General features: G+C 64.1%; 16 protein-coding genes. 5 read left to right on the plus strand and 11 right to left on the minus strand.

Annotated elements, in window-relative coordinates; translation table 11 throughout:
- Positions 1–61 precede the first annotated feature (61 nt).
- Positions 62–619 carry a YSC84-related protein gene (locus tag BMI89_RS18520; RefSeq protein ID WP_078520647.1) on the minus strand — a complete coding sequence of 186 codons (558 nt, stop codon included), beginning with the start codon at positions 617–619 and terminating at the stop codon, positions 62–64.
- Positions 620–760: 141 nt separating this feature from the next.
- Positions 761–1,762 (minus strand): porphobilinogen synthase, encoded by a 1,002-nt coding sequence (gene hemB, locus BMI89_RS18525; protein ID WP_078572311.1) that lies wholly within the window; start codon positions 1,760–1,762, stop codon positions 761–763.
- Positions 1,763–1,918: 156 nt separating this feature from the next.
- Here hemB and BMI89_RS18530 point away from each other — a divergent pair, with 156 nt between their 5' ends.
- Complete coding sequence (locus BMI89_RS18530) at positions 1,919–2,452, plus strand: hypothetical protein (RefSeq protein ID WP_078550422.1); 534 nt, start codon at positions 1,919–1,921, stop codon at positions 2,450–2,452.
- 49 nt (positions 2,453–2,501) lie between these two features.
- Positions 2,502–5,945: a transcription-repair coupling factor gene (gene mfd, locus BMI89_RS18535; RefSeq protein WP_078572312.1), complete on the plus strand. Its 3,444-nt coding sequence runs from the start codon at positions 2,502–2,504 to the stop codon at positions 5,943–5,945.
- Here the strand turns inward: mfd and BMI89_RS18540 are convergent.
- The 7 genes from BMI89_RS18540 to BMI89_RS18565 form a co-directional block, all read right to left on the minus strand.
- Positions 5,917–6,591, minus strand: coding sequence for a class I SAM-dependent methyltransferase (locus BMI89_RS18540; RefSeq protein ID WP_078572313.1), 675 nt, complete (start codon positions 6,589–6,591; stop codon positions 5,917–5,919). The two genes, mfd and BMI89_RS18540, sit on opposite strands and share 29 nt — an antisense overlap.
- Before the next feature lie 68 nt (positions 6,592–6,659).
- Positions 6,660–7,880, minus strand: a complete 1,221-nt coding sequence (locus BMI89_RS18545) for a multidrug effflux MFS transporter (RefSeq protein WP_078572314.1) — start codon at positions 7,878–7,880, stop codon at positions 6,660–6,662.
- A 138-nt stretch (positions 7,881–8,018) separates the two neighbouring features.
- Positions 8,019–8,666 (minus strand): DsbA family oxidoreductase, encoded by a 648-nt coding sequence (locus tag BMI89_RS18550; protein ID WP_078572315.1) that lies wholly within the window; start codon positions 8,664–8,666, stop codon positions 8,019–8,021.
- Positions 8,663–10,183: a class I adenylate-forming enzyme family protein gene (locus BMI89_RS18555; RefSeq protein ID WP_078572316.1), complete on the minus strand. Its 1,521-nt coding sequence runs from the start codon at positions 10,181–10,183 to the stop codon at positions 8,663–8,665. Before BMI89_RS18555 ends, BMI89_RS18550 begins: the two co-directional genes overlap by 4 nt.
- Before the next feature lie 142 nt (positions 10,184–10,325).
- A complete protein-coding gene (locus BMI89_RS18560; RefSeq protein ID WP_078520654.1) occupies positions 10,326–10,649 on the minus strand; it encodes a hypothetical protein in 324 nt (107 codons plus the stop codon).
- A gap of 133 nt (positions 10,650–10,782) precedes the next feature.
- Positions 10,783–10,902: a lipoprotein gene (locus BMI89_RS21260; RefSeq protein WP_338113616.1), complete on the minus strand. Its 120-nt coding sequence runs from the start codon at positions 10,900–10,902 to the stop codon at positions 10,783–10,785.
- Positions 10,899–12,725, minus strand: a complete 1,827-nt coding sequence (locus tag BMI89_RS18565) for an extracellular solute-binding protein (protein WP_078572317.1) — start codon at positions 12,723–12,725, stop codon at positions 10,899–10,901. The genes BMI89_RS21260 and BMI89_RS18565 overlap by 4 nt, the downstream gene beginning before the upstream one ends.
- 318 nt (positions 12,726–13,043) lie before the next feature.
- On the opposite strand from BMI89_RS18565, the gene BMI89_RS18570 reads away from it, so the two are divergent.
- Positions 13,044–13,817: a 3-hydroxybutyrate dehydrogenase gene (locus tag BMI89_RS18570; RefSeq protein WP_078520656.1), complete on the plus strand. Its 774-nt coding sequence runs from the start codon at positions 13,044–13,046 to the stop codon at positions 13,815–13,817.
- 39 nt (positions 13,818–13,856) lie between these two features.
- Here the strand turns inward: BMI89_RS18570 and BMI89_RS18575 are convergent, their stop codons facing one another.
- Together BMI89_RS18575 and BMI89_RS18580 are read right to left on the minus strand one after the other, a co-directional pair.
- Entirely contained in the window at positions 13,857–14,519 is a 663-nt protein-coding gene (locus BMI89_RS18575; protein WP_158522160.1) for a response regulator transcription factor, read from the minus strand.
- A gap of 180 nt (positions 14,520–14,699) precedes the next feature.
- Positions 14,700–16,202, minus strand: coding sequence for an ATP-binding protein (locus BMI89_RS18580; RefSeq protein ID WP_168176837.1), 1,503 nt, complete (start codon positions 16,200–16,202; stop codon positions 14,700–14,702).
- Positions 16,203–16,456: 254 nt separating this feature from the next.
- Here BMI89_RS18580 and BMI89_RS18585 point away from each other — a divergent pair, with 254 nt between their 5' ends.
- Together BMI89_RS18585 and BMI89_RS18590 are read left to right on the plus strand one after the other, a co-directional pair.
- Positions 16,457–23,233, plus strand: a complete 6,777-nt coding sequence (locus BMI89_RS18585; protein WP_078572320.1) for a peroxidase family protein — start codon at positions 16,457–16,459, stop codon at positions 23,231–23,233.
- Between the two features lie 73 nt (positions 23,234–23,306).
- The gene (locus BMI89_RS18590) at positions 23,307–25,079 is read left to right on the plus strand and encodes a type I secretion system permease/ATPase (RefSeq protein WP_078572321.1); all 1,773 of its coding nucleotides are present in this window, start codon (positions 23,307–23,309) and stop codon (positions 25,077–25,079) included.

A 25,079-nucleotide genomic window follows, 5' to 3' on the forward strand; every position in this document is an offset into this window, starting at 1 on the left:
TCAGCGATCTGCGGGGCTTTCTTTATGTCTCGTCTGAAGAGAGCCGCCGAAGCGGCTGATCTTACGGAATAATACGGGTGTATTTCGTGCCCGCGAGCGTCGCGCCCGCCATCAGACCGGCCTGGCCGAAGACCAGCGCGATGATCGGCGCGGTCGAGGTCAGGGTGGAGGCCGAAATCGCGCCGCCCTGATCCGGCACCGCATAGCGCGCATCTGCGCCGAGCTGCCAGCCATCGCCGCGGCGGAAGCCGGCAAGCGCCTCGGGCGTCATGAAGAACAGGGCATGGGCGTATTGCTGTGCGCCGATCTGCAGGCCGAAGCTCGCCGCCGCTGCCGAGTAGTAATCCACGGTCACGTTGTTGATCCGCAGCGCGCCGCGCCCGAATGCGCCACCGATGCCGAAACCCGCTTCGGTCATCAGAGGCATCCAGAGCACGCCGACCGACTTGTTCTCGAGATCGCGGGTGCCGGGATATTTTGTCAGAAGGTAGTTCCGGGTCGCATCGACCCGCGCGTCCAGCTTGGCGCTGCCCGCACTGCCCACACCGTTGCCGCAGGCTGCAAGGCCGAGCCCCGCACCGCCCATCGCCAGAAGGGTCCGTCTGGAAAGTTTCGTCATGTCTTTCGCTCCGCTCGATATGCCCGATCTCGCGCCGGGCTGATTGGTCTTATTACGACCGCTTGGCACAATTAATAGACGAGGGAACCCGTTTTGTCACTTATTCTTGAGCCCATTCACGCTGAAGTGGCAAGACCCTGCTTAGCCGTTACCGAGCAGTTTCGCAGCCTCCGGTGCGAAGTAGGTAAGCACACCATCGCAGCCCGCGCGGCGGAAGCTCATCAGGCTTTCGAGCATGACCTTTTCATGGTCGAGCCAGCCGTTCTGCACCGCCGCCATGATCATCGCGTATTCACCCGACACCTGATAGGCATAGGTCGGCACGCCGAACTGCTCTTTCACGCGGTGGCAGATGTCGAGGTAGGGCATCCCCGGCTTCACCATCACCATATCCGCGCCCTCGGAGAGATCGCGCGCAACCAGCCGGATCGCCTCGTCGGAATTGCCGGGGTTCATCTGATAGGTCTTCTTGTCGCCCTTGAGCGCACCGGTGGCGCCCACTGCATCGCGGAACGGCCCGTAGAAGCCGGAAGCATATTTCGCGGCGTAGCTGAGGATCGTCACATCGGCATGGCCTGCGGCCTCGAGCGCTGAGCGGAGCGCCGTGATCCGCCCGTCCATCATGTCCGAGGGCCCGAGGATATCCGCCCCGGCCTCGGCCTGCGCAATCCCCATTTTCACAAGGCATTCAACGGTTTCGTCGTTGAGGATGATCCCGTCGCGCACCAGCCCGTCATGGCCGTTCGCATTGTAGGGATCGAGCGCGATATCGGTCATAATCGCGATCTCGGGCACCTCCGCCTTGATCGCGCGGATCACTCGGTTGGTGATGTTCTCGGGGTTCCAGGCCTCTTCGCAGGCCTCGGTCTTCACCGCCGGATCGGTATAGGGAAAAAGGCAGATCGCCGGGATACCAAGCTTTGCGGCCTCTTCAGCGGCGCGCACCGCACCCTCCAGCGTGCGGCGGACAACGCCCGGCATCGACGGCACCTCGACATCCGCGCCCGGCACGTCGGTGATGAAGATCGGCCAGATCATGTCCTTCACACTCAACCGGTGTTCCTGCGCGAGATCACGCAGCGCGGCAGTACGGCGCATCCGGCGCAGGCGGGTGTGGGGGAAGGGCGGAAGGATCGGGTTCATCGGCAGGCTCCTCTGGCTCGGCCAAATGGGTGCCATGGATCGGTGCCACAGGCAAGCGCGGCCGATCCGCGCGGGGTTCCGCTCGGGCCGAGGCTGGTCTATGCATCGACTTGAGGGGCCGCGACACGACGACCCGGAAGAACGAGGGCGAGGGGCTTGGAAGTTTTCGACACGATCGCGCGGCTGATCGACCTGCGCAGCTTTTCCAACTTGTGGTACTGGATCGCGCTCGCCGCAGTCTGGTCCTCCGCCTCGCATTGGGTGCTGGGCGTGCCGTGGGACATGGTGATCCGCGCGCGCCGCAAGGGCGGCGAGGCGGCCGAGGATCTCGCCGCGATGACGGCACTGAACGCGCGCAGGCTGAACCGGATCCGGCGCGATGCGGGGTTTTCGATGTCGATCTCCATTCCGTTCATGCTGAGCTTCCTGCTGATCACCGGTTTCATCTATGGCTCGGAGACGGCGCAGGCATTCGCGCTGCTGCTGGTTCCGATGATGGGGGTGTTCGGGTTGAGCCTGCGTCTGGCGCATAAACTCGACGCGGACCCAGCGCTGGCGCATGATCCGACGCTTGCGATCAAGGCGCTCTCGCGTCACCGGGTGAACGTGCAGGCGATCGGCGTCGTGGCGATCATCGTGAGCGCGCTTTGGGGAATGTATCAGAACCTTCTCGCTTCGATGCTGGTTTGACGCGCGAAGCAACTTGACACCGGCGGCAGGGCCGATACCTCGCTTGGCTATGGAGCATTTTCTTCTCTCGGGCGCCCCGGAAGGGTTCGACGCCGCCTTGCTGGCCAAAGAGCTCGCGAAGGGCAAATCGGTCATCCATGTCGCGCGCGACGATCGCCGTCTGGCGGCCATGCGCGGGGCACTCGCGTTCTTCGCGCCCGAGGCGACGGTGCTGGACTTCCCGGCCTGGGATTGTCTGCCCTATGACCGGGTCTCGCCCAATGCCGATATCTCGGCCACGCGGATGGCGACGCTGGCTGCGCTCGCCTCGGGGATGCCCGGGCCGTTCGTTCTGCTGACGACGCTCTCGGCTGCCATGCAGCGCGTGCCCGCGCGCGAGGTGCTGGCCGGTGCGAGCTTCACCGCGCAGGTCGGCAAGCGGATCAACGAGCAGGCGTTGCGCGAATTCCTCGTGCGGATGGGCTTCTCGCAGGCCTCGACCGTCTCCGAGCCCGGTGATTACGCGATCCGCGGCGGCATCATCGACATCTTCCCGCCCGGCGAGGGCGGCCCGGTGCGGCTCGACCTGTTCGGCGATGTGCTCGACGACGCGCGCGGCTTCGACCCGGTGACCCAGCGCACGACCGAGAAGTTGAAAGGCGTGGAGCTGGCGCCGGTCTCCGAGGTCATCCTCGACGAGGCGGCGATCACGCGCTTCCGGCAGAATTACCGGATCGAATTCGGCTCGGGCGGCGCGGAAGACCCGCTGTACGAGGCCGTCTCGGCAGGGCGCAAACAGGCGGGGATGGAGCATTGGCTGGGCTTCTTTCATGAAAAGCTCGAGACGGTATTCGACTATCTGCCCGACGCGTCGGTGATGCTCGACGATCAGATCGCCGCGCAGCAGGAAAGCCGGTGGGACGGGATTGCGGATCAGTATGACACGCGGCGCGAGGCGATGACCCGGCGCGACCGGCTGGATTCGGTCTACAAACCCGCTCCGCCGCAGCTTTTGTATTTGAACCCAGAGGGTTGGGAGGCGGTGTTGAAACCGCTTCGCGTGCTGCGCCTGCAGGTGATCCCGGCACCGCCCGGACCCGGCATCCTGAATGCGGGCGGGCGCGTGGGGCGAAATTTCGCGCCCGAGCGCAAGGTCGAAAACGTCAGCCTGTTCAGCGCCTTGAAGGATCATGTTCAAGCGCGTCTGGCCGATGGGCCCGTAGTGATCGCTTCTTGGTCCGAGGGGGCACGTGAGCGTCTGCGCGGGTTGATGGAAGACGAAGGGCTGATCGGCGCCAAGCTGATCGGCTCTGCGCGCGAGATCGGGCCGGGAGTGAACCTCACCGTCTGGCCGCTCGACGAGGGGTTCGAAGCCCCGCGCGACGGCGGCGAGATGACCGTGATTTCCGAGCAGGACGTGCTGGGCGAACGGCTCGTCTCGAAGCCGCGACGCAAGCGCAAGGCCGAGAATTTCCTGACCGAACACACGACGCTGTCGCCCGGCGATCTGGTCGTGCATGTCGATCACGGGGTGGGGCGCTACAAGGGTCTGGAGACGGTCACGGCGCTTGGCGCGCCGCATGAATGCGTGCTCTTGGAATATGCGGGCGGGGATCGCCTCTATCTGCCGGTCGAGAATATCGAACTGCTCAGCCGTTATGGCCATGAGGAAGGCTTGCTCGACAAGCTCGGCGGGGGCGCGTGGCAGGCCAAGAAGGCCAAGCTGAAGGAACGCATCCGCCAGATCGCCGACAAGCTGATGCGGATCGCGGCCGAGCGTCACCTGCGCAACGCGCCCATTCTGGAAGCGCCGCATCACGAGTGGGAAAGCTTCGCCGCGCGCTTCCCCTATACCGAGACCGACGATCAGATGAGCGCGATCGAGGATGTCGTGGACGATCTGAAATCGGGCACGCCGATGGACCGTCTCGTCGTGGGCGATGTGGGTTTCGGCAAGACCGAGGTCGCGATGCGCGCGGCCTTCGTCGCCGCGCAATCGGGCATGCAGGTCGCGGTGATCGCGCCGACGACGCTGCTCGCGCGCCAGCACTACAAGACCTTCGCCGAACGCTTCCGGGGCACCGCGCTGAACGTGAAACCGCTCAGCCGCTTCGTCTCCGCCAAGGAGGCTACAAAGACCCGCGAGGGGCTGCGCGATGGCACGGTCGATATCGTGATCGGCACCCATGCGGTGCTGGCCAAGTCGGTGAAATTCGCCAACCTCGGCCTGCTGGTCATCGACGAAGAGCAGCATTTCGGCGTGCAGCATAAAGAGCGCCTGAAAGAGATGCGCTCGGAAATTCACGTGCTCACGCTGACCGCGACGCCGATCCCGCGCACGCTGCAGCTCTCGCTGACCGGGGTGCGCGACTTGTCGATCATCGGCACGCCGCCCGTCGACCGGCTCGCGATCCGCACCTATGTCAGCGAATTCGACACCGTCACCGTGCGCGAAGCGCTCCTGCGGGAGCATTACCGGGGCGGGCAGAGCTTCTATGTCGTGCCGCGGATTTCCGATCTTCCCGAAATCGAGGAATTTCTGCAAACCCACGTGCCGGAGGTGAAATATCTCGTGGCGCATGGCCAGATGGCGGCGGGCGAACTCGATGACCGGATGAACGCCTTCTACGATGGAAAATACGACGTGTTGCTCGCGACGACGATCGTCGAAAGCGGCCTCGATATTCCGACCGCGAACACGATGGTGATCCACCGTGCCGATATGTTCGGCCTCAGCCAGCTTTACCAAATCCGCGGCCGGGTGGGCCGCGCGAAGACGCGTGCCTATTGCTACCTCACGACGAAGCCGCGGATGCCGCTGACGCCGCAGGCGCAGAAACGGCTGCGTCTGCTGGGGTCGCTCGATAGTCTCGGGGCGGGGTTCAACCTTGCGAGCCAGGACCTCGATCTGCGCGGCGCTGGCAACCTTCTGGGCGAGGAACAGTCGGGCCATATCCGCGAGGTGGGTTACGAGCTGTATCAGTCGATGCTGGAAGAGACGATCTCGAAGCTGAAATCGGGCGAGCTGACCGAGGCCGGGGATGGCGACTGGTCGCCGCAGATCAATCTCGGCGTGCCGGTGATGATCCCGGAGGCCTACATTCCCGACCTCGACGTGCGCCTCGGACTCTATCGTCGTCTGTCGAGCCTGACCACCAAGGTCGAGCTGGAAGGCTTTGCCGCCGAGCTGATCGATCGCTTCGGCGAGCTTCCGAAAGAGGTCAACACGCTGCTGCTGGTCGTCCGGATCAAGGCGATGTGCAAACGCGCGATGATCGCCAAGCTCGATGCCGGTCCGAAAGGCGCGACGGTCCAGTTCCACAACGACAAATTCCCGAACCCGCAGGGCCTCGTGGAATTCCTGACTGCGCAGCGCGATCTGGCCAAGGTGAAGGACAACAAGCTGGTCATTCGCCGCGACTGGAAGAACGACAAGGACAAGATCAAGGGCGCCTTCGCGATTGCCCGCGATCTGGCCGAGAAGGTTATCGAGGCGAAGAAGGCGAAAGCCTGAGCGGCTCCGCGCGGAACATCACCTGTCCGCGCGGCAGCATCCGGTCGTCGCGGGTGAGGCGCCAGCTTGAGGCGTCCGCCATCGCGTAGAGCGCGGTTTCCGAGAGGTGATAGGGCGCGCGCGCGGCATGGGTGACGACGCCGTCTTTCTGGCGGTGGCTGGTCGCTTCGTCGGATGCGAGGAACACCGTCAGCAGCACGCATTCCAGCTGAGGAAAGCGCCGCAACCCATTGAGACAGCGTGCAATTGCGTCGCTCTCAAGATGCGGGAAGACGCCGAAGGCGATGGCATGGGTGATCGTGTCGGTGACACCATCAAAACCGAAATCCGCATCCTCGACCAGCTGCACAGGGTCGAGCCGCTCGCGGGCATCCAGCTCCGCCGCATAGCCCGCGAGCATCAGCGCGCGCGAGGCATCGGTACCCCAGTAGTGGCCCGGCTCCAGATAGGGCACCGCCTTGCAGCCAAGCCGCAACGCGCCCGCGCCGATATCGAGAAGCACGTGATCGGGCTGCAATCCGTGATCCATGAGCGCCGCCATCTGCGCGCGGCCGGTCTCGTCCCAGCGCCCGCCCACGATGTCGCGGTGGCGACCCTTGGCGAGCGCCTCATCGTAGAACCCGGGGCGGGCATAGGGCGAGGACATCGGGAGCGACTCGGGACCGGGGAAAGATGCGCGGGTATGCGCCCTTTGCCCCCGTGCGTAAAGCCCCGTCAGTCGGTCTCCTGCGTCTTGCGGATCAGCCACCAGGCGAGGCTCGAACAGATCAGCGTCGCGACCACCATCGGCAGTGCCGTGCCGTTGAAGGACAGACCCACGGGGGCTGCGATCACCACCGCGCCGACCGTCGAGATCGCGGCCACGATCGAGGCCGCCATGCCCGCGATATGGCCCATATGCTCCAGCGCCAGCGCGTTCAGGTTCCCGAAGGTCAGGCCCGCCATCGCGAAGACCGAGACCGAATAGACGAAGATGAACGGGAAGCCCCTTGCACCCTCGGTCAGCCCCGAAAGCACCAGAACCAGCATCACCGCCGAAACGACGATCTGGATCATATAGGTCCCTTTGACGATCTTGCGCATCCCCAGCCGCATCACGTAGCGCGCGTTGAAGATCGTGGCCGAGCCCGCCATCAGCGCGCCGATCGCGAACCACATCGGGAACGTGTCGGTCACGCCATGGGCCGCGTAAAGCTGCTGCGCGGTCGACAGCAGGCCGAACATCTGCCCGAAGCCCAGCGTCATCGTCACGATATAGAGGCGCACATCGGCATGGGTGATCACCTCCATCGCGGCTGCGCGTAGTTTTGAGACGCTCAGCGGCCGGCGATCTTCGGGGGCGAGCGTTTCGGGTTGCCGGATCATCAGCCAGCTCACGCCGACGCAACCAAAGACCATGAAAGCCCAGAACACGCCGCGCCAACCCGCAAACGCAATCACGAGCTGGCCGATCGACGGCGCCACGGCGGGTACGAGGATGAAGATCATCATGATGAAGGAGGTGATCTTCGCCATCTCGCGCCCGGCAAACAGATCGCGCACCAGCGCCATCACGGTGATCCGAGGTCCCGAAGCGCCGATCCCTTGCAGCACCCGCGCGGCCAGCAGCGCCTCTAGGCTTTGGGCGTGGGCGGCGACGAACGCCCCGACCATGTAGATCGCGATCCCGCCCGCGATGGTCTTGCGCCGCCCCAGCGCATCCGAGATCGGCCCGGCGAACAGCGTGCCCACGCCCATGCCCAGCACGAAGGAGGTCAGCACCAACTGCGCGCGGTTCACCGCATCGGGGCTCAGCTCGGCCGCGATATCCGGCAGCGCCGGCAGCATCCCGTCGATCGAAAAGGCGATCGTCGCGATCAGCGAGGCGAGCATGACCGTCAGTTCGGGCAGCGAAAGAGGCGTACGCGCCCGGGGCGCGTCAGAGATCTGGGACATTCTGGGGGGCTTTCCGAAAGTCGGATTTATTCGAAGCGCGAGCATAGGGAGCTGCGCCGATTTGGCCAGAGGGCCGGGCGCGCAGCCCCCTGTGCGCTCACGCGATAGTGACGGCGGTTGCGACGCCGGACAAAGCGGTCAGTGCTGGGTCGCGTCGGACGGTGCGCCGGACAGCTCGTCGATCACCTGCAGCCACAGCTCGGTCGGTTGCGCGCCGCTCACCAGATGGGCGTTCGCGACGACGACCGAGGGCACCGCGTTGATCCCACGCTCGCGCGCATGCGCTTCCTTGGCGACGATCGTGTCGATATCCGCATCCGAGGCCAGAAGGCGTTCCACCAATCGCGGGTCCATCTTCGCGGCTTCCGCAACTTCGCACAGCACGGTCGCGTCGCCGATATTGCGCCCATCGCGCCAATGCGCGGCCAGCAGCCCCTCCATCACGTCCTCCTGACGCTCTTCCAGCCCCGCCCAGTGGAGCAGGCGATGCGCGTTGCGGGTATTGGGCTGATGCGTGACGCGCTCGGGGTGGAAATCGTAGCCCTCGGCCTCCGCGATCTCGAGGAGCTGCACATGCATTTTCGCGGCCCCGTCCTGACCGAATTTCGCCTGAAGGTAATCGGCGCGCGCCATCCCCTCGGGCGGCATCGTCGGGTTCAGCTCGAACGGTTGCCAGGCACGCTGGAACGGGTGGTTCGGGCGTTGCGCCAAGGCCCGGTCGAGGCGCGCCTTGCCGATGAAGCACCACGGGCAAACGGGATCGGCGAAAATATCGAGCGTGATCATGAGGTGACCTCCTGTTGCAGCATGGTGCGGATTTCGGAGCGCAGCACCTTGCCGTTACGGTTGCGGGGCAGGGCGGCGATATGGGCGTAGAGGCGGGGCTGCTTGTAACGTGCAAGCCGCGCCTCGGCATGAGCGCGCAAACTGTCTTCTTCTGCATCGCCGGTATAGGCGAGCGCGATGACGCTGGCATCGGCCTTCACCGCGATCTCGACCGCGGCCACATCGCCCGCGCCGGGGCAGTCATGCATGACCTCCTCGACCTCGATCGGCGAGACCCGGAAGCCGCCCGCATTCATCATATCATAGCCGCGCCCGAGATAGGTGATCGCACCGTCTTCGCCCATCGAGACCGTGTCGCCGGTCACGAACCACGGGCCGATCCGGCGCGCGGCCGTCTCTTCGGGGGCGTTCCAATAGCCCAGATAGAGGCCGGGATCGCTCTCTTGGATCGCAAGCTGCCCCGGTTCGCCACGCGGCACCGGTTGCCCATCCTCGCCCAGCACGGCGACATGGCGGCCCGCCTGCGGATAGCCGCAGGTGCCAGGCGGCGCGGGATGATCGGGACTGCCCGAGATGAAGGTCGAACATTCCGACATGCCGAGCGCCTCATAGACCTTGGTGCCCGTCGCCGCGTTCCAGGCCGCGCGCGTGGGGTCTGGTAGCGCCTCGCCCGCGCTCAGACCATGGCGCAGCTTCGGCAGTGACAGCGTCTCGTGATGTTTCAGGATTTGCCGATAGACCCCGGGGGCAGCAGCGAAGATCGTCGCGTCGAAGCGCTTGAGCAGCAGGGGCAGGCTGCGTGGCTCCACCCCGTCCGCCGGGATCAGCGCGGTCGCGCCGAGCGTCCACGGATCCATCAGCCCGGTCCCGAGCGTGTAGGTCCAGTTGAACGCGCCCGCATGCATCAGACGGTCGTCCGATCCCATGCCATACCAGCCGCGATACATCATCTGCCGGGCCCAGATCGCGCGATGCGCATGCATCACCGCCCGCGCCGAACCGCCCGTGCCGGAGGTGAAGATCATATAGGCGAGGCGGTTCGGATCGCCCATTGCGAACTCGCAGGGCGCGGCGTCCTCGGCCTTGCGCAGAATTTCGGCAGGGATCACGCGCGCTGGATGATCGGGCAGGGCGATCCCGTCGCCCGCCACGACAGCCGCCGGATCGAGATCGGCGGCGAGCTTGGTGATCTCGGCCTCGGTCAGCTGCGCCGAGGTCGGCACCGGCACCAGACCGGCGGCGATGGCGCCAAGGAACGCGATGGGAAATTCCGGCCCGTTGCCCAGCCGCAGCATCACGCGGTCGCCGGGCGTGAGCCCTGTCTCCAACAGAAGAGACCCAGCACCGCGCACCGCCGCGATCAGCCGCCCATAGGACCAGCGCTGCGCGCCGGAAGGCTTCACGATCTGCATCGCCAGCTTGTCGGGCGTCGCGGACCCCGCCGCCAAAACATGTGCGGCCATGTTGAAGGCGCTTGGCGGGTCGGGGATCGGGTCTGTGCGGTAAACGGAATCCATGCAGCCTAGCTAGGACGCAGCACGCGCCCGAGCAAGCCCGAACGCGCCGACATCACTTTCGCTTCGCCTTGGCGAAAATATCCCGGGGAGCGGCGGAGCCGCGGGGCAGAGCCCCGTTCAACCTAGGTCATGCGCGCGACGCTCACTCTTCGTCGTCGTCGCCGAAGCGGGCGTCGTCGTCATACTCGTCTTCGCCCTCGCCGACATATTTCGCCGACAGCGCAATCGAATGACCGTCATGGGTCGGGTCCATGACCACGTCGGAGGGCAATTCGCCCCGCATCCAGTCGCGGATTTCGTCGCGCGCGTCGGCCGGCTCCTGTTCGGTCAGCTCGGCGATATAGCGGATGAAGGCCTTCTGATCGCCGTCGATCTCGTCAAGTTCGGCCTCGTCGGCTTCGGGCCACTTGTCCACGATCGCCTCGTAAAATGCCGCCCAGTTTTCCTCGATATGGTGCCATTTCATCGCTTTTGATCCTTTTCTTCGCGGCTCGTCTCACGGGCGGCCCTATTTCTGAGAAAGGGACGCCCGGGGGGCTTTGCAAGGCACAAGGCAAAGATACCTCGCGCGGTTCCATATCGTGATCAGATCCGCGAGGTTACCTGAACCAGCCCTGCACCGAGCGCGCACCGCCAGAGATGTCGTCGCCCACACCGGCCACCGTGTTGCAGCCTGCCAATGCCGCAGCGACTGCTGCCAGAAGGATGAGTTTTTTCATTGTCCTGCCTCTTGATACCACCAGACATCGGGTTGGAAACCCGGCCATGCCCCGTATAGCGGGGTCTTCTCAGGGTAGTGAAGCTGCTTGATATGGGCGATGCGGTCAACCGGGGCATACCAGATCGGGATGACATAGCGACCTGCAGTCAACACCCGGTCGAGCGCATGGGTCGCGGCGACGAAATCCTCGTGGCTTTTGGCGTCGAGCATGGCCTTGACCATCGCCTCGGCGGCGGGGGAGTTCATGCCCATCCAGTTGCGCGAGCCGGGCTCTTTCACGCCTTTCGAGCCCCAATAAAGGTTCTGCTCGTTACCGGGCGACAGCGACAGCGCGCGCCAGTACCACGCCATGTCGAAATCATAGGCATTGGTGCGCTGCGTATATTGCGCGTCATCGATCACGGTCACTTTCGGGAAGATCCCCAGCTTCTTGAGCGCCTCGGTATAAATATCGACGATGCTCTGGGTCTCGGCCGCGCCTTGCTGCAGCACAATCTCGAAGGTGAAGGGCTTGCCGTCCTTCTTGAGCACGCCGTCGCTATCGACCTGCCAGCCCGCGTCTTCCAGCAGCTTCGCCGCGGCGCGCATGTTCTTGCGGTTGCGCACGCCGCCGTCGGAGGTGGGCAGCGTATAGCCGTCGATCGTACCGGGCGGCAGTTGATCAGCGAAAGGCTCCAGCAGGGCTTTCACTTTCCCTTCGGCGGGGCCGTGCTCCATCCCCAGCTCAGAATTCGAGAAATAGGAGGAAATCCGCGGCTCGGCGCCACCGTTGATCGTCTTGTTGATGAATTCGAAGTTGAACGCATCGATCATCGCCTGACGCACCCGCCAGTCGGCGAAGACCGGGTTGCGGGTGTTCATGACCAGCCCCTTGATACCCGAGGGACGCCCGTTCGGGATCTCGGATTTCACCACGTCGCCCGATTGCACGGCGGGGAAGTCGTAATTGCGGCCCCAGTCGGCGGCGTTCCATTCGGTATAGCTGTCGGTCTCGCCGCCCTTGAAGGCCTCGAACACAACCCCGCCATCGCCGAAATAGTCGTAGCGGATCGTGTCGAAATTGTTCCGCCCCTTGTTGAAGCCCAGATCCTTGCCCCAGTAATCTGGGTTGCGTTTCAGCTCGATGAATTTGCCGGGATCGACGCGGCCCACGACATAAGGCCCGGACCCGATCGGAGCCATGTTGGTGGTGGAGGCGAAGTTATGTCCCTCCCATTGCGCTTTCTCCAGAACCGGGCGCATCCCCATGATCAGCGCCATTTCGCGGTCCTTCACCTCGGGTTTGAAGGTGATGCGGACCTTGCGCTCGCCGGTCTTCTCGATCTTCTCGACCTTCGACCAGGCGTTCTGGTAGCGCGGATGACCTTCTGTCCCGAGCGTCTCGTAGGACCAGATCACATCCGCGACCGTCACCGGATTGCCGTCGGAGAACTTGGCCTCCGGGCGCAGGGTGAATTCCACCCAGGTGCGGTCGGGATCGGTCTCGACCGATTCGGCCAGAAGCCCGTAAAGCGTGAAAGGCTCGTCCATCGAGCGGCCCATCAGCGATTCGGCGACATAGCGGCTGATTCCCTCCGCCGGGCGCCCGTTCAGAATCCACGGGTTAAGCGAATCGAACATGCCGGCCACGCCAAATCTGATCTCGCCGCCCTTGGGCGCGTCGGGATTGGCATAGGGCAGGTGGGTAAAGCCGGCCGGAAGTGCAGGCTCTCCATACATTGCAATCGCAGGTTGTGGCTCCGCGGCGGCGATCCCTGTAAATACAGGGGCGAGCCCGAAAAGCGCCCCGCCGAGTAAATGGAAAAACACCGATCTCGTCATGTTAACAATCCCTGCCTTGCCTGCATTTATTGGCGCCAAGCTAGCGAGAGGTTTGAAACTGCGCAAACTTTTCCCTTGGAGAGCGGCGCAGGATTGCTTATAAGGGATGCACTGCTCGATAGGTTTCTTGCCTGTATGAAACCTGCCTCATGACTTGACGCCCGCCCTAGCGCGGGCGTCTTTTTTTACGTCATCCCCCAAGAAAACAAGGTCCTCACCGCGATATCACGCGGTATTGCGCTTGCAGCATGGCGTTCGCAGGCGCGGCACGGCATGATCCCGGCGAATCCGTAACTTATCGCCACCGAAGGAGAGAACATGTCGCTTCAGGGAAAAACCGCCGTCATTACCGGGTCGAATTCCGGGATCGGTCTCGGGGTCGCGCGCGAACTGGCGCGGGCCGGCGCCGATGTCGTCATCAACTCCTTCACCGATCGCGATGAGGACCATCAGCTCGCCGCCGATATCGCGAAGGAATTCGGCGTCACCGCACGCTACATCAAGGCCGATCTGTCGAAAGGCGCCGAGGCGCGCGCGCTGATCGAGCAGGCGGGCAAATGCGATATCCTCGTGAACAACGCGGGCATCCAGCATGTCTCGCCGATCGAGGACTTCCCGGTCGAGAAATGGGATGCGATCATCGCGATCATGCTGACCTCGGCTTTCCACACCACCGCCGTCGCGCTTCCGATGATGCGCAAGGCGGGCTGGGGCCGGGTGGTCAACATCGCCTCCGCGCATGGTCTGACCGCATCGCCCTATAAATCGGCCTATGTCTCGGCCAAGCACGGCGTCGTGGGCCTGACCAAGGTCACAGCACTCGAGACAGCGAAGGAAGACATCACCGTCAACGCGATCTGCCCGGGTTATGTGAAGACCCCGCTGGTCGAGGCGCAAATCCCCGACACGGCGAAGGAATACAACATGACCGAGGAAGAAGTGATCGAGAAGGTCATCCTCGCGCGTCAGCCCTCGAAGGAATTCGCGACGGTCGAGCAGATCGGCGGCACCGCCGTGTTCCTGTGCTCGGATGCGGCGGCGCAGATCACCGGGACCACGATCTCGGTCGATGGCGGCTGGACGGCGCTGTAATCGGAAAACCCTCTGGCGGAGCGGGCATGCTCCGCCGGATCAATAGGGGCGCGACGAGAGCGCGCGCTCATGCGCCTGACGATGGGCGATCACGGCCTCCAGGCGGTTCTTCACCCCGTATTTCTGCATGATATTCGTCATGTAGAACTTCACCGTCTTCTCGCTGATTGCGAGGCGCGTGGCGATTTCGCGGTTGGTCTTGCCGCGTTCCAACTCCCGCAGTACCTGCATTTCGCGATGGGTAAGGTTCTCGCTCTCGGATTTCTCCTGACCTGATAGCGCCGCCTGCAACAGCGCCGCCGCGAAGCTGGGCGAGACGAAGGTGCCGCCATGCAGGATCGCGTCGATCGCGGCCTGCAACTCCGAGACGCCCACGCCCTTGAGAATGTAGCCCTTTGCCCCCGCGCTCATCGCTTCGATCGCGGTTGCAGGCTCGTCGCAGGCGGTCAGCAGGATGCATTGCATGGACGGGTCATGGTCGATGATCTTGCGCAGCGCGTTCAGCCCGCCGCCGGGCATGCTGAGATCGAGGATCATCACGTCCGGCCTGCGCGTCCGGGCCAGCTCGATCGCGTCGATGGCAGAACTGCCCTGATCGATCACGTCGATCCCGAGCGCGTCTTGCAGGACGGCACACAGCCCCTGCCGGAAAATTGGATGATCATCGACAATACAAGCCGTCGTCGGCACGAAATCAGACATGGAAATACCCCTTAAACGATCCCGCGACCGCGTTCCCCAACGCGCGACGGACATGCCGTCCGGAATGCCGCGAAATCCGTCTTCCCCCGGACCATTAGAATGAAGGTGTCCTGAAGAAACACAATAAAGAAAGACGCTTACAGTATAGTCCAATCTGTCTATGGCTGTTGACCGTTAGGATTACGTTCGCGTCACCTTTAGGGGGGTGTCTGGATCGAGCGGGATGCGGCAAACCACCTCCGCGCCCTGCGGCTCGAGACGGCGGAATTCGAGCGTACCGCCAAGCGATTGCGCCCGGAATTGCATCCCCGGCAGACCAAGCCCACCCTCGCGGTATTCGCGCTCTTGCTCGATGGTGTAGCCGGGGGCCGGGCCGCTGTCGGAAATGCGCAGGACGAAGCGGTCATCCTCTTGATAGGTTTCAATTTTCTGGCTCGATCCGGGCGCGTGACGCGCAGCATTGGCCAAGGCCTCCTGCACGATCCGACCCAAGGTGCGCCGCGTCGTCTCGGTCAGCTCCGGCGCGTCCGGCGCAAGCGCGAGTGTGACCTGCGCTCCGCTGCGTCGGCCATGGTCCGTGGCGAGCGTTTCGATCAGCGCGGCAAGCGTCGGCGCGGCGTCGAATTGCGGCGCGACCAATCCGCCCGAGATGGCACGGATTTCCTCCATCGTCTTGCGTGCGACTTTCTTGATTTCCGCGACAATCCCGGCCGCTTTCGGCTCATCGGTCGCACCGGGAGAACGAATCATATGCTCCAGCCGGTCGATCTCCAGCACCAGATAGGACAGAAGCTGGCACGCCCCGTCATGCAGGTCCGCCCCGATACGCCGTTTCGCGCGCTCGTCGATGTTCGACGCATTCTGCGCGGCCTCCGCGATCGAGCGGTGCAATTGCGAATTGCCCAGCAGCAGCCGCTCGCGCTCGGCGAACTGACGGCGGAGCTCGACGGTCTGGCGCTCGATCGTCAGGCTGCCGCGCCGCACGATCAGGAACAGCATGGTGAAGACGATGATCGCCACTGGCCCCACGAAGAGCCACGTCGTCTTGGCGGAGGTCAGCAGCGCTCCCCGGACCACATCGGCATTCTGATAGAATTCTCCCACCGCCAGAATAGCGCCGGTCTCGATATCGCGCAGCGGGGCGTAAATCTCATAAAGCTGCACGCCCAGCGCGCGTTCGGCATCATGGGCGGCGTCTTCCAGATCGGGAAAGCGCCCGAAGACCTTCCCCTTGAGCGCCTCGAAAATCTCGTCGTCGGGTAGGACGTGGCCATGCCCGGTCTCGGGCGCGAAGACCAGCTTGCCTTCGCGGCTCCATATCTTGATGGCGAGGAAATTGCCCTGTTTACGAAACCCCTCCGCGAGCGCATCCAGGGCGGCGAAATCCTCGGGGAGCAGGGCCTCCGATTGGCCCAGAGCCTGCACATGCGGCTGCAACAGGTTCTGCATGTAGAAGGCGGCCGTGTCGGCAGAGGCATCGAGCAGCCGCGTCGTCGCACGGTTGTTGATCCAGTACGCGAGGGAGGCGAGCAGGAGGCTGAGCACCAGCCCAAGCCCCACGAGAAACTGCAGCGACAGCGAAAACCCCAGAAACCAGCGCAACGGGTTTCGCACCGTCTGCACCGGGTCCGGGGCCCCCAAACCCCCGACCTTGGTCGCATCGCTCTTAGACCTTTGTCCCATAGTCCCTTGCGTCCTTTGGCGAGGAGCGTTCCCGACCATAGGGGAGAATCTCGTTCGACCTAAGACAATTTTCGCCCCCTCGATTTGCTGGCCTGATGGAAGGCAGGAAAAAGCGCCGTGCTTGTGGGGGGTGACGGCGCGAGGCGAGGCACAGGGGTAAGTGCCGTCTCGCACAGCCTCCTGATGAGCCAAGCACCGGCGATGGGTGTGACACGGGACCGCGATGCGGCCCGATTTGGTCTTAGGGGGCTGACATGACGATCAAACTGGCCGGAGCCGATCTCGACTATCTGCTGCAACAAGCAAATATCCTGAACGATTATTCCCGACTGACGAGCGCGCTCGACCCGAACGGGGTGCGCGAGGTGTCGGGCTATAACAACAACCTCGCGGGCGGCTATACCGTCGGTGCGGATGGCACGATCGTCTGGACCGGCGGCAATGTGCATCCCGATTGGGGGCAGGCCGATACCGAGTTCCTGCGCATGTTCACCACCAATCACCCGACCGAGCCGGAATACGGCACCTCTTATGCGACCGTGCAGAAGATGTGGGTGACGCTGGTGCTGCCCGACAGTGAGGGCCGTCTTCCCGACGATCCCGATTATGTCGCAACCTCGAAGCAGGTGCTGGTCGACAACCCGATGTCGATGTCGCCCTCGATGTTCGTGGCGGATGGGGCAGGGAATATGCCCGGCGATCCCGATTACACGCCCACCGTCGACGCGATGTCGATGATGGTGGCGATGTCGGACGCGCAGGCGGAATACCAGTTCGGCACCGATGGTTCGACGCTCGACATTCTCAACAGCTCGGTCGTGGTGGATTCCACCCCGCGCCTGATCTCGCAGCTGATCACCAGCTCGAATGTCGACATGACCGATCCGAACTACAACCCGGCCGCCGTCGCCGCGATGAACAATCTGGGCGGCTCGGCCGTGGACGTGTCGAACTCCGTCGTGGGCGACATCACCACCGCCTTCATGCCGAACCCCGGCATCCTCGGTGGTGTCACCTATAACGAATGGTTCGTGGCCTTCGGTCAGTTCTTCGATCACGGTCTGGACTTCATCCAGAAGACCGGCGGCGTGGTGATGATCCCGCTGAGCCCGAACGATCCGCTATGGATCGACCCCGCCGATCCGGCCTATATCCCGGGCGTCTCGAACATGATGATGCTGAGCCGGGCGAAACTGTCGAACCCCGATACGGATTTCGACGAGAACGGCAACCTGCTGCCGGGTGTCACGCCGCTCTACAACAACAATACCGGCCTGATGATCGACCAGAGCCAGACCTACGGCTCGCATGAGGCGGTCAACGTGCTGCTGCGCCAATACGATGCCAATGGCGTCCTCACCGGCAAGCTGATCACCGGGGCCGAGGACGGGATCGTCCACCGCCCGGATGCGAATGGCAATCTGGTGGAACTCGACGTCTCGACGGGGGCGGCAGTCGCACCCGATGGCACGGAGGTCACGGGCAAGGACGAATTGGCGACCTGGGCCGACATGAAGATCAACGCGGCTCGGATCGGGATCGAACTGGTCGACACGGATGTGCTCGATTGCCCGTGGATCAACGCAGATGCGATCGGCCGGATGAACTTCACGCCGCAGAGCGATTTCCTCTTCCGCTCGGATCAGAGCATCGCCGATCTCGAAGCGATCGCTTCCACGACCGGGATCGAGATCGGGGGCATGACCTACACCTCCTTTGCCGATGTGGCAGCTGCGGGCTATGACCCCTTCGTGCGCTGGACCCTGCAGGACGCGATGGAGGGCAAATGCGCCGCGGCCGATATCGGCGAGGTGCGCACCACCAATCAGGCGATCCTTCTGGATATCGCGCATGGCGCCGCGCCGGGCGCCGATTTCCAGGGCAACGAGCTCGACCCGGCCTCGGACCCGAATGCGGGCGCCTTCACCTACGATGACGCGCTTCTGGCCCGTCACAAGGTCTCGGGCGATGGCCGCGTGAACGAGAACATCACGCTGACCTCGGTGCACCACGTCTTCCACGAAGAGCACAACATCCAAGCACAAAACGTCATGATGTCGGCGGTTCGCGATGCGATCGCAAGCGGCGATATCGACGGGCTGAACGGCACGGATGCGGCGAATGAAGGTTGGCTGGCGGTGGATATCGACCAGATCACCTTCGACAGCTGGGCCGGGACCGATCTGACCGACGACGCGGCTGTGCAGGCCATCGTCGACAGCCTCACCTGGGATGGCGAGCGCGTCTATCAGGCCGCACGCATCATCACCGAGAGCGAATACAACCATATCGCGGTCGACCAATACATGGGCACGCTTTACCCGGCGCTGCCGGAATTCGTGTCCTACTCGGCCGATATCAACCTCAATATCAGCCTCGAATTCGCGCAGGCCGTGTTCCGTCTGGGCCACTCGCAGCTGCGCGAGACCGTCCAGATCGCGGTGACCGACGAGGCGGGCGTCAACCCGGGCGAGCCGGGCTACGTGCCGACCTATGTCGAGAAGGGGCTCTTCGACGTCTTCCTCAATCCCGATCAGTTCGACGTCTATGGCGCGTCCGGGATCGCGGCGGGTCTGCTGACCCAGCAGGGCAACGAGATGGACGAATTCGTCACCGCCGCGCTGCAACAGTCGCTGGTGGGCGTGCCGCTCGATCTTCCAGCGCTGAACATTGCGCGCGGTCGCGACGTCGGCCTGCCGACGCTGAACGAGCTGCGCATGGAAGTCTTCGACGGGCTGACCCAGAACACCTCGAACAACACCAACGGCTCGGGCATCGCGCCCTATCACAGCTGGGAAGATTTCGGGGCGCATCTGCGCACGCCGGAATCGCTGGTGAACTTCATCGCCGCCTATGGGCGGGATGAGGATGGCACCTTCGGGCTGCAAGCCGCGCGCGACGCCTATCAGGCCGGCACGGGCGAGCTTTACGAAATCCGCGCGGCGGCGCAGGCGATCCTCGATGCCGCAGCCGATGCCTCCGATCCGCTGCATGACGAAGCGCTGATGTTCATGCGCGGTTCGGGAGAGCCGACCTATACGCCGGGTGTGGGCTGGTCGCTCTCGGGCGGCGCGGGCGATCAGGGCTTCTGGGATATCGACCTCTGGGTCGGCGGTCTGGCCGAACAGGCGATGTTCGACGGTCCGCTGGGCACCACCTTCAGCTTCATCATGCTGGACTTCACCCAGCGCCTGCAGGATGGCGACCGCTTCTACTACCTCTACCGGATGCCGGTCGGCCACCATCTGGGCGACCAGATCATCGGCGAGCAATTCGCCCATCTGATCATGCGCACCACCGGGCTGGAGCATATCCCGGACGCTTTTGCCACGCCCTCGGCCACCTATGTGCTCGACGGGACGACCTCGAGCGGCGACTACCACGACAATGCGCGCGACGGTCTGATGGGTGTCGATGACGCCTATGGCGACAACGACTACTTCAACGCGACGCTGGAGCGGCTGCCCGACGAGGTGCGCGACGTGGCCCTCGCAAATGGTGGCTTCGAGGCGCAGGATCTCGTCGCGGCGGGAGCCCCGACCAATGCGCGCGGCACCTATCTCAATGGGGCGATCGAGGGCTGGACCCTCAACGGCACAGGCGGCACCTGGGCGCCCACCGAAGCTGCGGTGCCCTTCCTGCCCGAAGGCACGCAGGTCGCACAGCTTGGCCGCAATGCATCGATGAAAGCCGACACCGGCACGGACCTCGTCGAGGGAAATGTCTACACTCTGACGCTCAAGGTTGGCGACAAGATCGGCTATGTCGCGACCGGCGGCACGGTCAAACTGGTGGCCTCGGATGGCACCGTGTTGGCCAGCGTCGTTTTCGCGCCGCCGCTCGATGACGACGACGTCACGACGGACGACGCCTGGGACATGGTCACCCTGAGCACCGATGCCGTGCCCGCCGATCTCGCAGGTCTGGGCCTGAGCATCGTGGTCGAAACCGACGGCACCGGCCAATACACGCTCTTCGACAATGTCCAACTCACCGAGAGCATCCCCGGCGGCCCCGCAAATGATGGCCATATCACCGTGATCGGCCTTTCGGGCGACGACTTCATCGTCGGGGCTCTAGGCGATGACGTGCTCTATGGCGATGAGGGCAACGACCGCATCGAAGGCGCGCAGGGCAACGACCACATCTATGGCGGTGACGGCGACGACTACATCACCGATTACGAGAATGACGACTTCATCCTCGGCGGTGCGGGCAACGACACGATCTTCGCCGGGCCCGGTGTGCTCGACACGTCCCACGGCAACGAGGGCGATGACGAGGTCCATGGCGGCGACGGCATCGACGAGGTCTTCGGCGACGATGGCGACGACCGTCTCTATGGCGAGGGCGACACCGACCTGATGATGGGCGGTGACGGCAACGACTACATGGATGGCGGCGACAGCGTCGACGAGATGTTCGGCGGCAACGGAGCTGACTGGATGGTCGGCGGCGTGGGTGACGACAACATCAACGGCGGCTCGGGCAACGACCTGCTCGAAGGGGGCCTCGGTCCGACCGCGAACGATGGCGACCGTCTCAACGGCGACAGCCCCGCGCAGCTCAACCCGGTGATCGAGTTCAACGGCGACGGCACAGAGGGCGACATGGATATCGGCTCCTACGAGGACGCCTATATCAACGTCGTCGCGAACCTGCAGACCTCGAACAACGCAGGCACCGGCTCGGTCCTGATGGACCAGTATGCCTTCCTCGAAGGGCTCGTCGGTTCGCAATACAACGACGACCTGACCGGCGCGGATGAGAACGGCATCGGCTCGAACGGGATGAACAACTATCTCGTAGGCGGCGGCGGAGACGACCGGCTGACCGGCTTGGGCGATGGCGGCGACGAGAGCACGGGGCAGGCCGATTTCATCTTCGGCGACAGCGTGATCGTGGACTCGAACCTCTACTGGATCGGCGACAACCGTCACGACCAGAGCGTGACCGTCACCGGCTTCATCGAGGATTGGTACGGCACGGGCGACACCCGCGTTCAGTTCTCGGACGGCTCGCTGGGCCATATCCTCGGCGATACCGGGACGGAGGGCACCGATACCGCGCTCTATACCGGCAATCGCGACGACTACCGGATTGAGCTGATCTCGATGAACGGCCAGCAGGCGGTGAAGATCACCGATCTGCGCAACGGCACCGACAATCAGGGCAACCCGGTCGCGACCGATGGGGTGGATATCCTCGTGGGCGTCGAATGGGCCGAGTTCGCGAATGGCGAGACGATTTCGCTCAATCCCGATCCGATGTCGGACATAATGTGGAACGCGACCGGCAGCAGTGGCGGCGGCACCATCGCCCGGCTGAGCGCGGATGTGCCCTTCGGCGGTCAGGCGACCTACGAGCTGCTTTCCGGCTCGCCGGAGGTGCGGCTTGGCGGCTTCAATGACGATCAGGTGCGCATTCAGGGCGGGCTTGGCGACAACGAGGCGCTCACCGCCACGATCCGCGCCACCGACGCGTCTGGTACACAGGTCACCGAGACCTTCGATATCGTCACCGGCGATGCGACGGACGAGGTGATCAACCTGACCGGCGCGACGAATGACACCACGATCTACGGCCGCGAAGGCAATGACACGATTACCGGCGGGGATGGCAACGACACCATCGTCTGGAACGTGACCAATCAGCGTCGCAACCAGCCGGAACGGCCCGACGGGCGTGATTTCGTGGATGGTGGAGCCAATGGCACCGCGGGGGACCGCTTCGTCGTCACCGGCAACAACACCCGCGAGAACTTCGTGATCTACACTGTCGCGGCTGCGATGGCGGCCAACATCACGGTGCAGAACGCCGCCGCCGAAATCGTTATCACCCGAGATGGCGAGGTGATCGCAGAGCTCGCCAACATCGAGGAGATCACGATCAACACGCTCGACGTGACCGCCGATAACGGCAACGGCGGGCTCGACGGCGGCAATACCGGCGGGCGGCGCGGCGACAATGTCGAAATCGTAGGCAACTTCACCGGCACCAGCCTGAACTACTCGACGATCACGGTGAACGGTGATGATGGCGACGATGTCGTGGACATCTCGCAACTCGAATCCGATCACCGCATCGTCTTCCACGGTGGCGGCGGCGATAACGTGCTGGTCGGCGGAACGCGGTCGCAGGACGTGCTTGTCGATGCACGCCACGGCGCGCGTCCGGACAATACGAACCCGGACGGCTCGGATAGCGGCAGCGGCAGCGATGACGGCTCCGACAGCGCGATGCCCGACGGGCTGGTGCTGGTCGGCGACGACACCGCCGAGACCTTCATCGGCATGGAAGGCAATGACGTCATCTTCGCAGGCGGCGGCGCGGACAATGCGCTCGGCAACGAAGGCGACGACATGATCTTCGGCGACGGGGGCGCGGATCGTCTCTTCGGCGGCGAAGGCGACGACGTGATCGAGGCTGGCAAGGGCCGCGACATGGTCTTCGCCGATGACGGCGACGACACGGTGATCGCGACCGAAGACGACGGGGCCGACAGCTACTGGGGCGGGGAGGGCTCGGATACGCTCGACTACGCCGCGATCCAGGCCTCGGTCGAGGTCGATCTGGGCCACGGCACCAACGGCCACGGTCAGGTGATGATCGGCGAGACCGCGGATCAGATCTACAGCTTCGAGAATGTCATCACCGGCAGCGGCGACGACACGATCATCGCCAACAGCGCGGTCAACGTGATGGATGGCGGCGGCGGCCACGACACTTTCGTGTTCAACTCCGCGGCCGATGCCGATGGCGACCGGATCAACGGTTTCGCACCGGGCGACAAGATCGACCTGAGCGGGATCGACGCCGATCAGGGCGCGGCGGGGGCGCAATCCTTCGTCCTGTTCGCGGCGGGCGATTTCAGTGCCGCGGGCGAGCTGCGGGTCTCCTACGAGATGCGCGACGACGGCGAGCACACGATTGTCGCGGGCAATGTCGACGACGATCTGGATGCCGATTTCGAGATCGACATCGCGGGCCGTCACATGCTCGACGCCTCTGATTTCAACGGGGTGAACTAAGGGGGTAGCGCCCGGCGGAGGGGTCCGCCGGGCGTGATTTTTCAAAGTCTCAAGATCTTGGTGGGAGGATCACATGAGCAATGCACGTCGCCGTTTCCAAGCCAGCGAAGAGCTCGTTTCCGAACGTCTCGGCCGCTATCGCGGTCTGATCGTCTTTCTTCTCGGCCTGTCCTTCGTGATCAGTCTGCTCGCACTGACGGGCTCGTTCTACATGTTGCAAATCTACGACCGGGCGCTGACCAGCGGCTCGGTCCCGACGCTGCTGGCGCTCTCGGTTCTCGCCATCGCGCTCTACCTGTTTCAGGGCCTGTTCGATGTGCTGCGCAACCAGATCCTCGTGCGGGTCGGCGCACGGATCGACAACCGCCTCGCGCCGCTCACGCATCGCGTCGCGATCGAGATGCCGCGCTTTGGCTATTCCACTTCTGAGGCGCTGGAGCGGGGCCGCGACGTCGACACGATCCGCAGCTTCATCTCGGGGGCCGGGGCCATTGCGCTGCTCGATCTGCCGTGGATGCCGCTGTTTCTCGGTTTCGTCTATCTGCTTCACCCGCTGCTGGGGCTGATGACCATCGGCGGGGCCTGCGTTCTGATCACGCTGACCGTCATCACCGAAATGATGTCGCGCCGCTCGGGCCGGGAGCTGCAGAAGGCCTCCATCGCCCGCGCGATGATCGCCGACACCAACACCCGCAATGCCGATGTGCTGCACGCGATGGGCTTCGGTCGCCGCGCGGTCGAGCGGTTCGACACCGCCAATGCCGAACATCTGCGCCTACATGCGCGCACCAGCGACATCACCGGCACGCTCAGCGGGCTGTCGAAGGTCACCCGGATGATGCTGCAATCGGCGCTTCTGGGGCTTGGCGCTTACCTGACCATCGTGGGCGAGCTGTCGCCCGGCGCGATCATCGCCTGTTCGGTGGCCGCGTCGCGCGCGCTCGCGCCGGTGGAAATGGCGATCGGCAACTGGAAGGGCTTCGTGGCGGCTCGCCGCAGCCATGCGCGGCTGCGCGACACGCTCGCGACGCTCGAGGATGATGACACAATGGTCGCCTTGCCCGCGCCGACCGAGAGCTTCACCGTCGAGGGAATGACGGTCGTCGCGCCGGGCTCCGGTGCGGTGCTGCTGGGCGATGTCAGCTTCGACCTGAAATCGGGCGATGCGCTCGGCCTGATCGGGCCTTCGGGCTCGGGCAAGACCACCCTCGCCAAGGGGATCGTCGGCATCTGGCCGCTGCTGCGAGGTCATGTGCGGTTCGACGGGGCTGCGCTCGATCAATGGCGGGTGGACCTTCTGGGCGATCATATCGGCTACCTGCCGCAGGAGGTTTCGCTGATGGAGGGCACGGTCGCCGAGAATATCGCGCGCTTTGCCCCCGATGCGACGGATGCGGATGTCGTGGCGGCGGCGAAGGCTGCGGGCGCGCATCAGACGATCATCCATCTGCCCGACGGCTACCAGACGCAGCTCGGACCCTTCGGCACGTCGTTGTCGGCGGGCCAGCGTCAGCGCGTCGGTCTGGCGCGCGCGCTCTATGGCGCGCCGTTCCTCGTGGTGCTGGACGAACCGAACTCGAACCTCGACGCCGATGGCGAAGCGGCGCTCAGCGCGGCTATCGCTTCGGTCCGGGCGCGCGGCGGCATCGTCGTGGTGATCGCGCATCGCCCCAAGGCGCTGGAATCCGTCAATCTCGTGGGCTTCGTCCAGGGTGGCAAGCTGGTGGCCTTCGGCCCGAAAGACGAGATCGTCAATCGATCCGTCGGGCTCAAACCGCTGCCCAAGGGCAAACGCACCGCTCCGGCGGCGGAGCTCGGGGACAGCATCGAACAGGCGGTGGGCTGA

The organism is Thioclava sp. F36-7 (assembly GCF_002020075.1).
GTDB classification, from domain to species: domain Bacteria; phylum Pseudomonadota; class Alphaproteobacteria; order Rhodobacterales; family Rhodobacteraceae; genus Thioclava; species Thioclava sediminum.

Excerpts from the sequence above, each read along its gene's own strand:
- BMI89_RS18520 (WP_078520647.1), bottom strand. The coding sequence starts at position 619 with ATGACGAAACTTTCCAGACGGACCCTTCTGGCGATGGGCGGTGCGGGG.
- hemB (WP_078572311.1), bottom strand. The coding sequence starts at position 1,762 with ATGAACCCGATCCTTCCGCCCTTCCCCCACACCCGCCTGCGCCGGATG.
- mfd (WP_078572312.1), top strand. The coding sequence starts at position 2,502 with ATGGAGCATTTTCTTCTCTCGGGCGCCCCGGAAGGGTTCGACGCCGCC.
- BMI89_RS18540 (WP_078572313.1), bottom strand. The coding sequence starts at position 6,591 with ATGTCCTCGCCCTATGCCCGCCCCGGGTTCTACGATGAGGCGCTCGCC.
- BMI89_RS18545 (WP_078572314.1), bottom strand. The coding sequence starts at position 7,880 with ATGTCCCAGATCTCTGACGCGCCCCGGGCGCGTACGCCTCTTTCGCTG.
- BMI89_RS18550 (WP_078572315.1), bottom strand. The coding sequence starts at position 8,666 with ATGATCACGCTCGATATTTTCGCCGATCCCGTTTGCCCGTGGTGCTTC.
- BMI89_RS18555 (WP_078572316.1), bottom strand. The coding sequence starts at position 10,183 with ATGGATTCCGTTTACCGCACAGACCCGATCCCCGACCCGCCAAGCGCC.
- BMI89_RS18560 (WP_078520654.1), bottom strand. The coding sequence starts at position 10,649 with ATGAAATGGCACCATATCGAGGAAAACTGGGCGGCATTTTACGAGGCG.
- BMI89_RS21260 (WP_338113616.1), bottom strand. The coding sequence starts at position 10,902 with ATGAAAAAACTCATCCTTCTGGCAGCAGTCGCTGCGGCATTGGCAGGC.
- BMI89_RS18565 (WP_078572317.1), bottom strand. The coding sequence starts at position 12,725 with ATGACGAGATCGGTGTTTTTCCATTTACTCGGCGGGGCGCTTTTCGGG.
- BMI89_RS18570 (WP_078520656.1), top strand. The coding sequence starts at position 13,044 with ATGTCGCTTCAGGGAAAAACCGCCGTCATTACCGGGTCGAATTCCGGG.
- BMI89_RS18575 (WP_158522160.1), bottom strand. The coding sequence starts at position 14,519 with ATGTCTGATTTCGTGCCGACGACGGCTTGTATTGTCGATGATCATCCA.
- BMI89_RS18580 (WP_168176837.1), bottom strand. The coding sequence starts at position 16,202 with ATGGGACAAAGGTCTAAGAGCGATGCGACCAAGGTCGGGGGTTTGGGG.
- BMI89_RS18585 (WP_078572320.1), top strand. The coding sequence starts at position 16,457 with ATGACGATCAAACTGGCCGGAGCCGATCTCGACTATCTGCTGCAACAA.
- BMI89_RS18590 (WP_078572321.1), top strand. The coding sequence starts at position 23,307 with ATGAGCAATGCACGTCGCCGTTTCCAAGCCAGCGAAGAGCTCGTTTCC.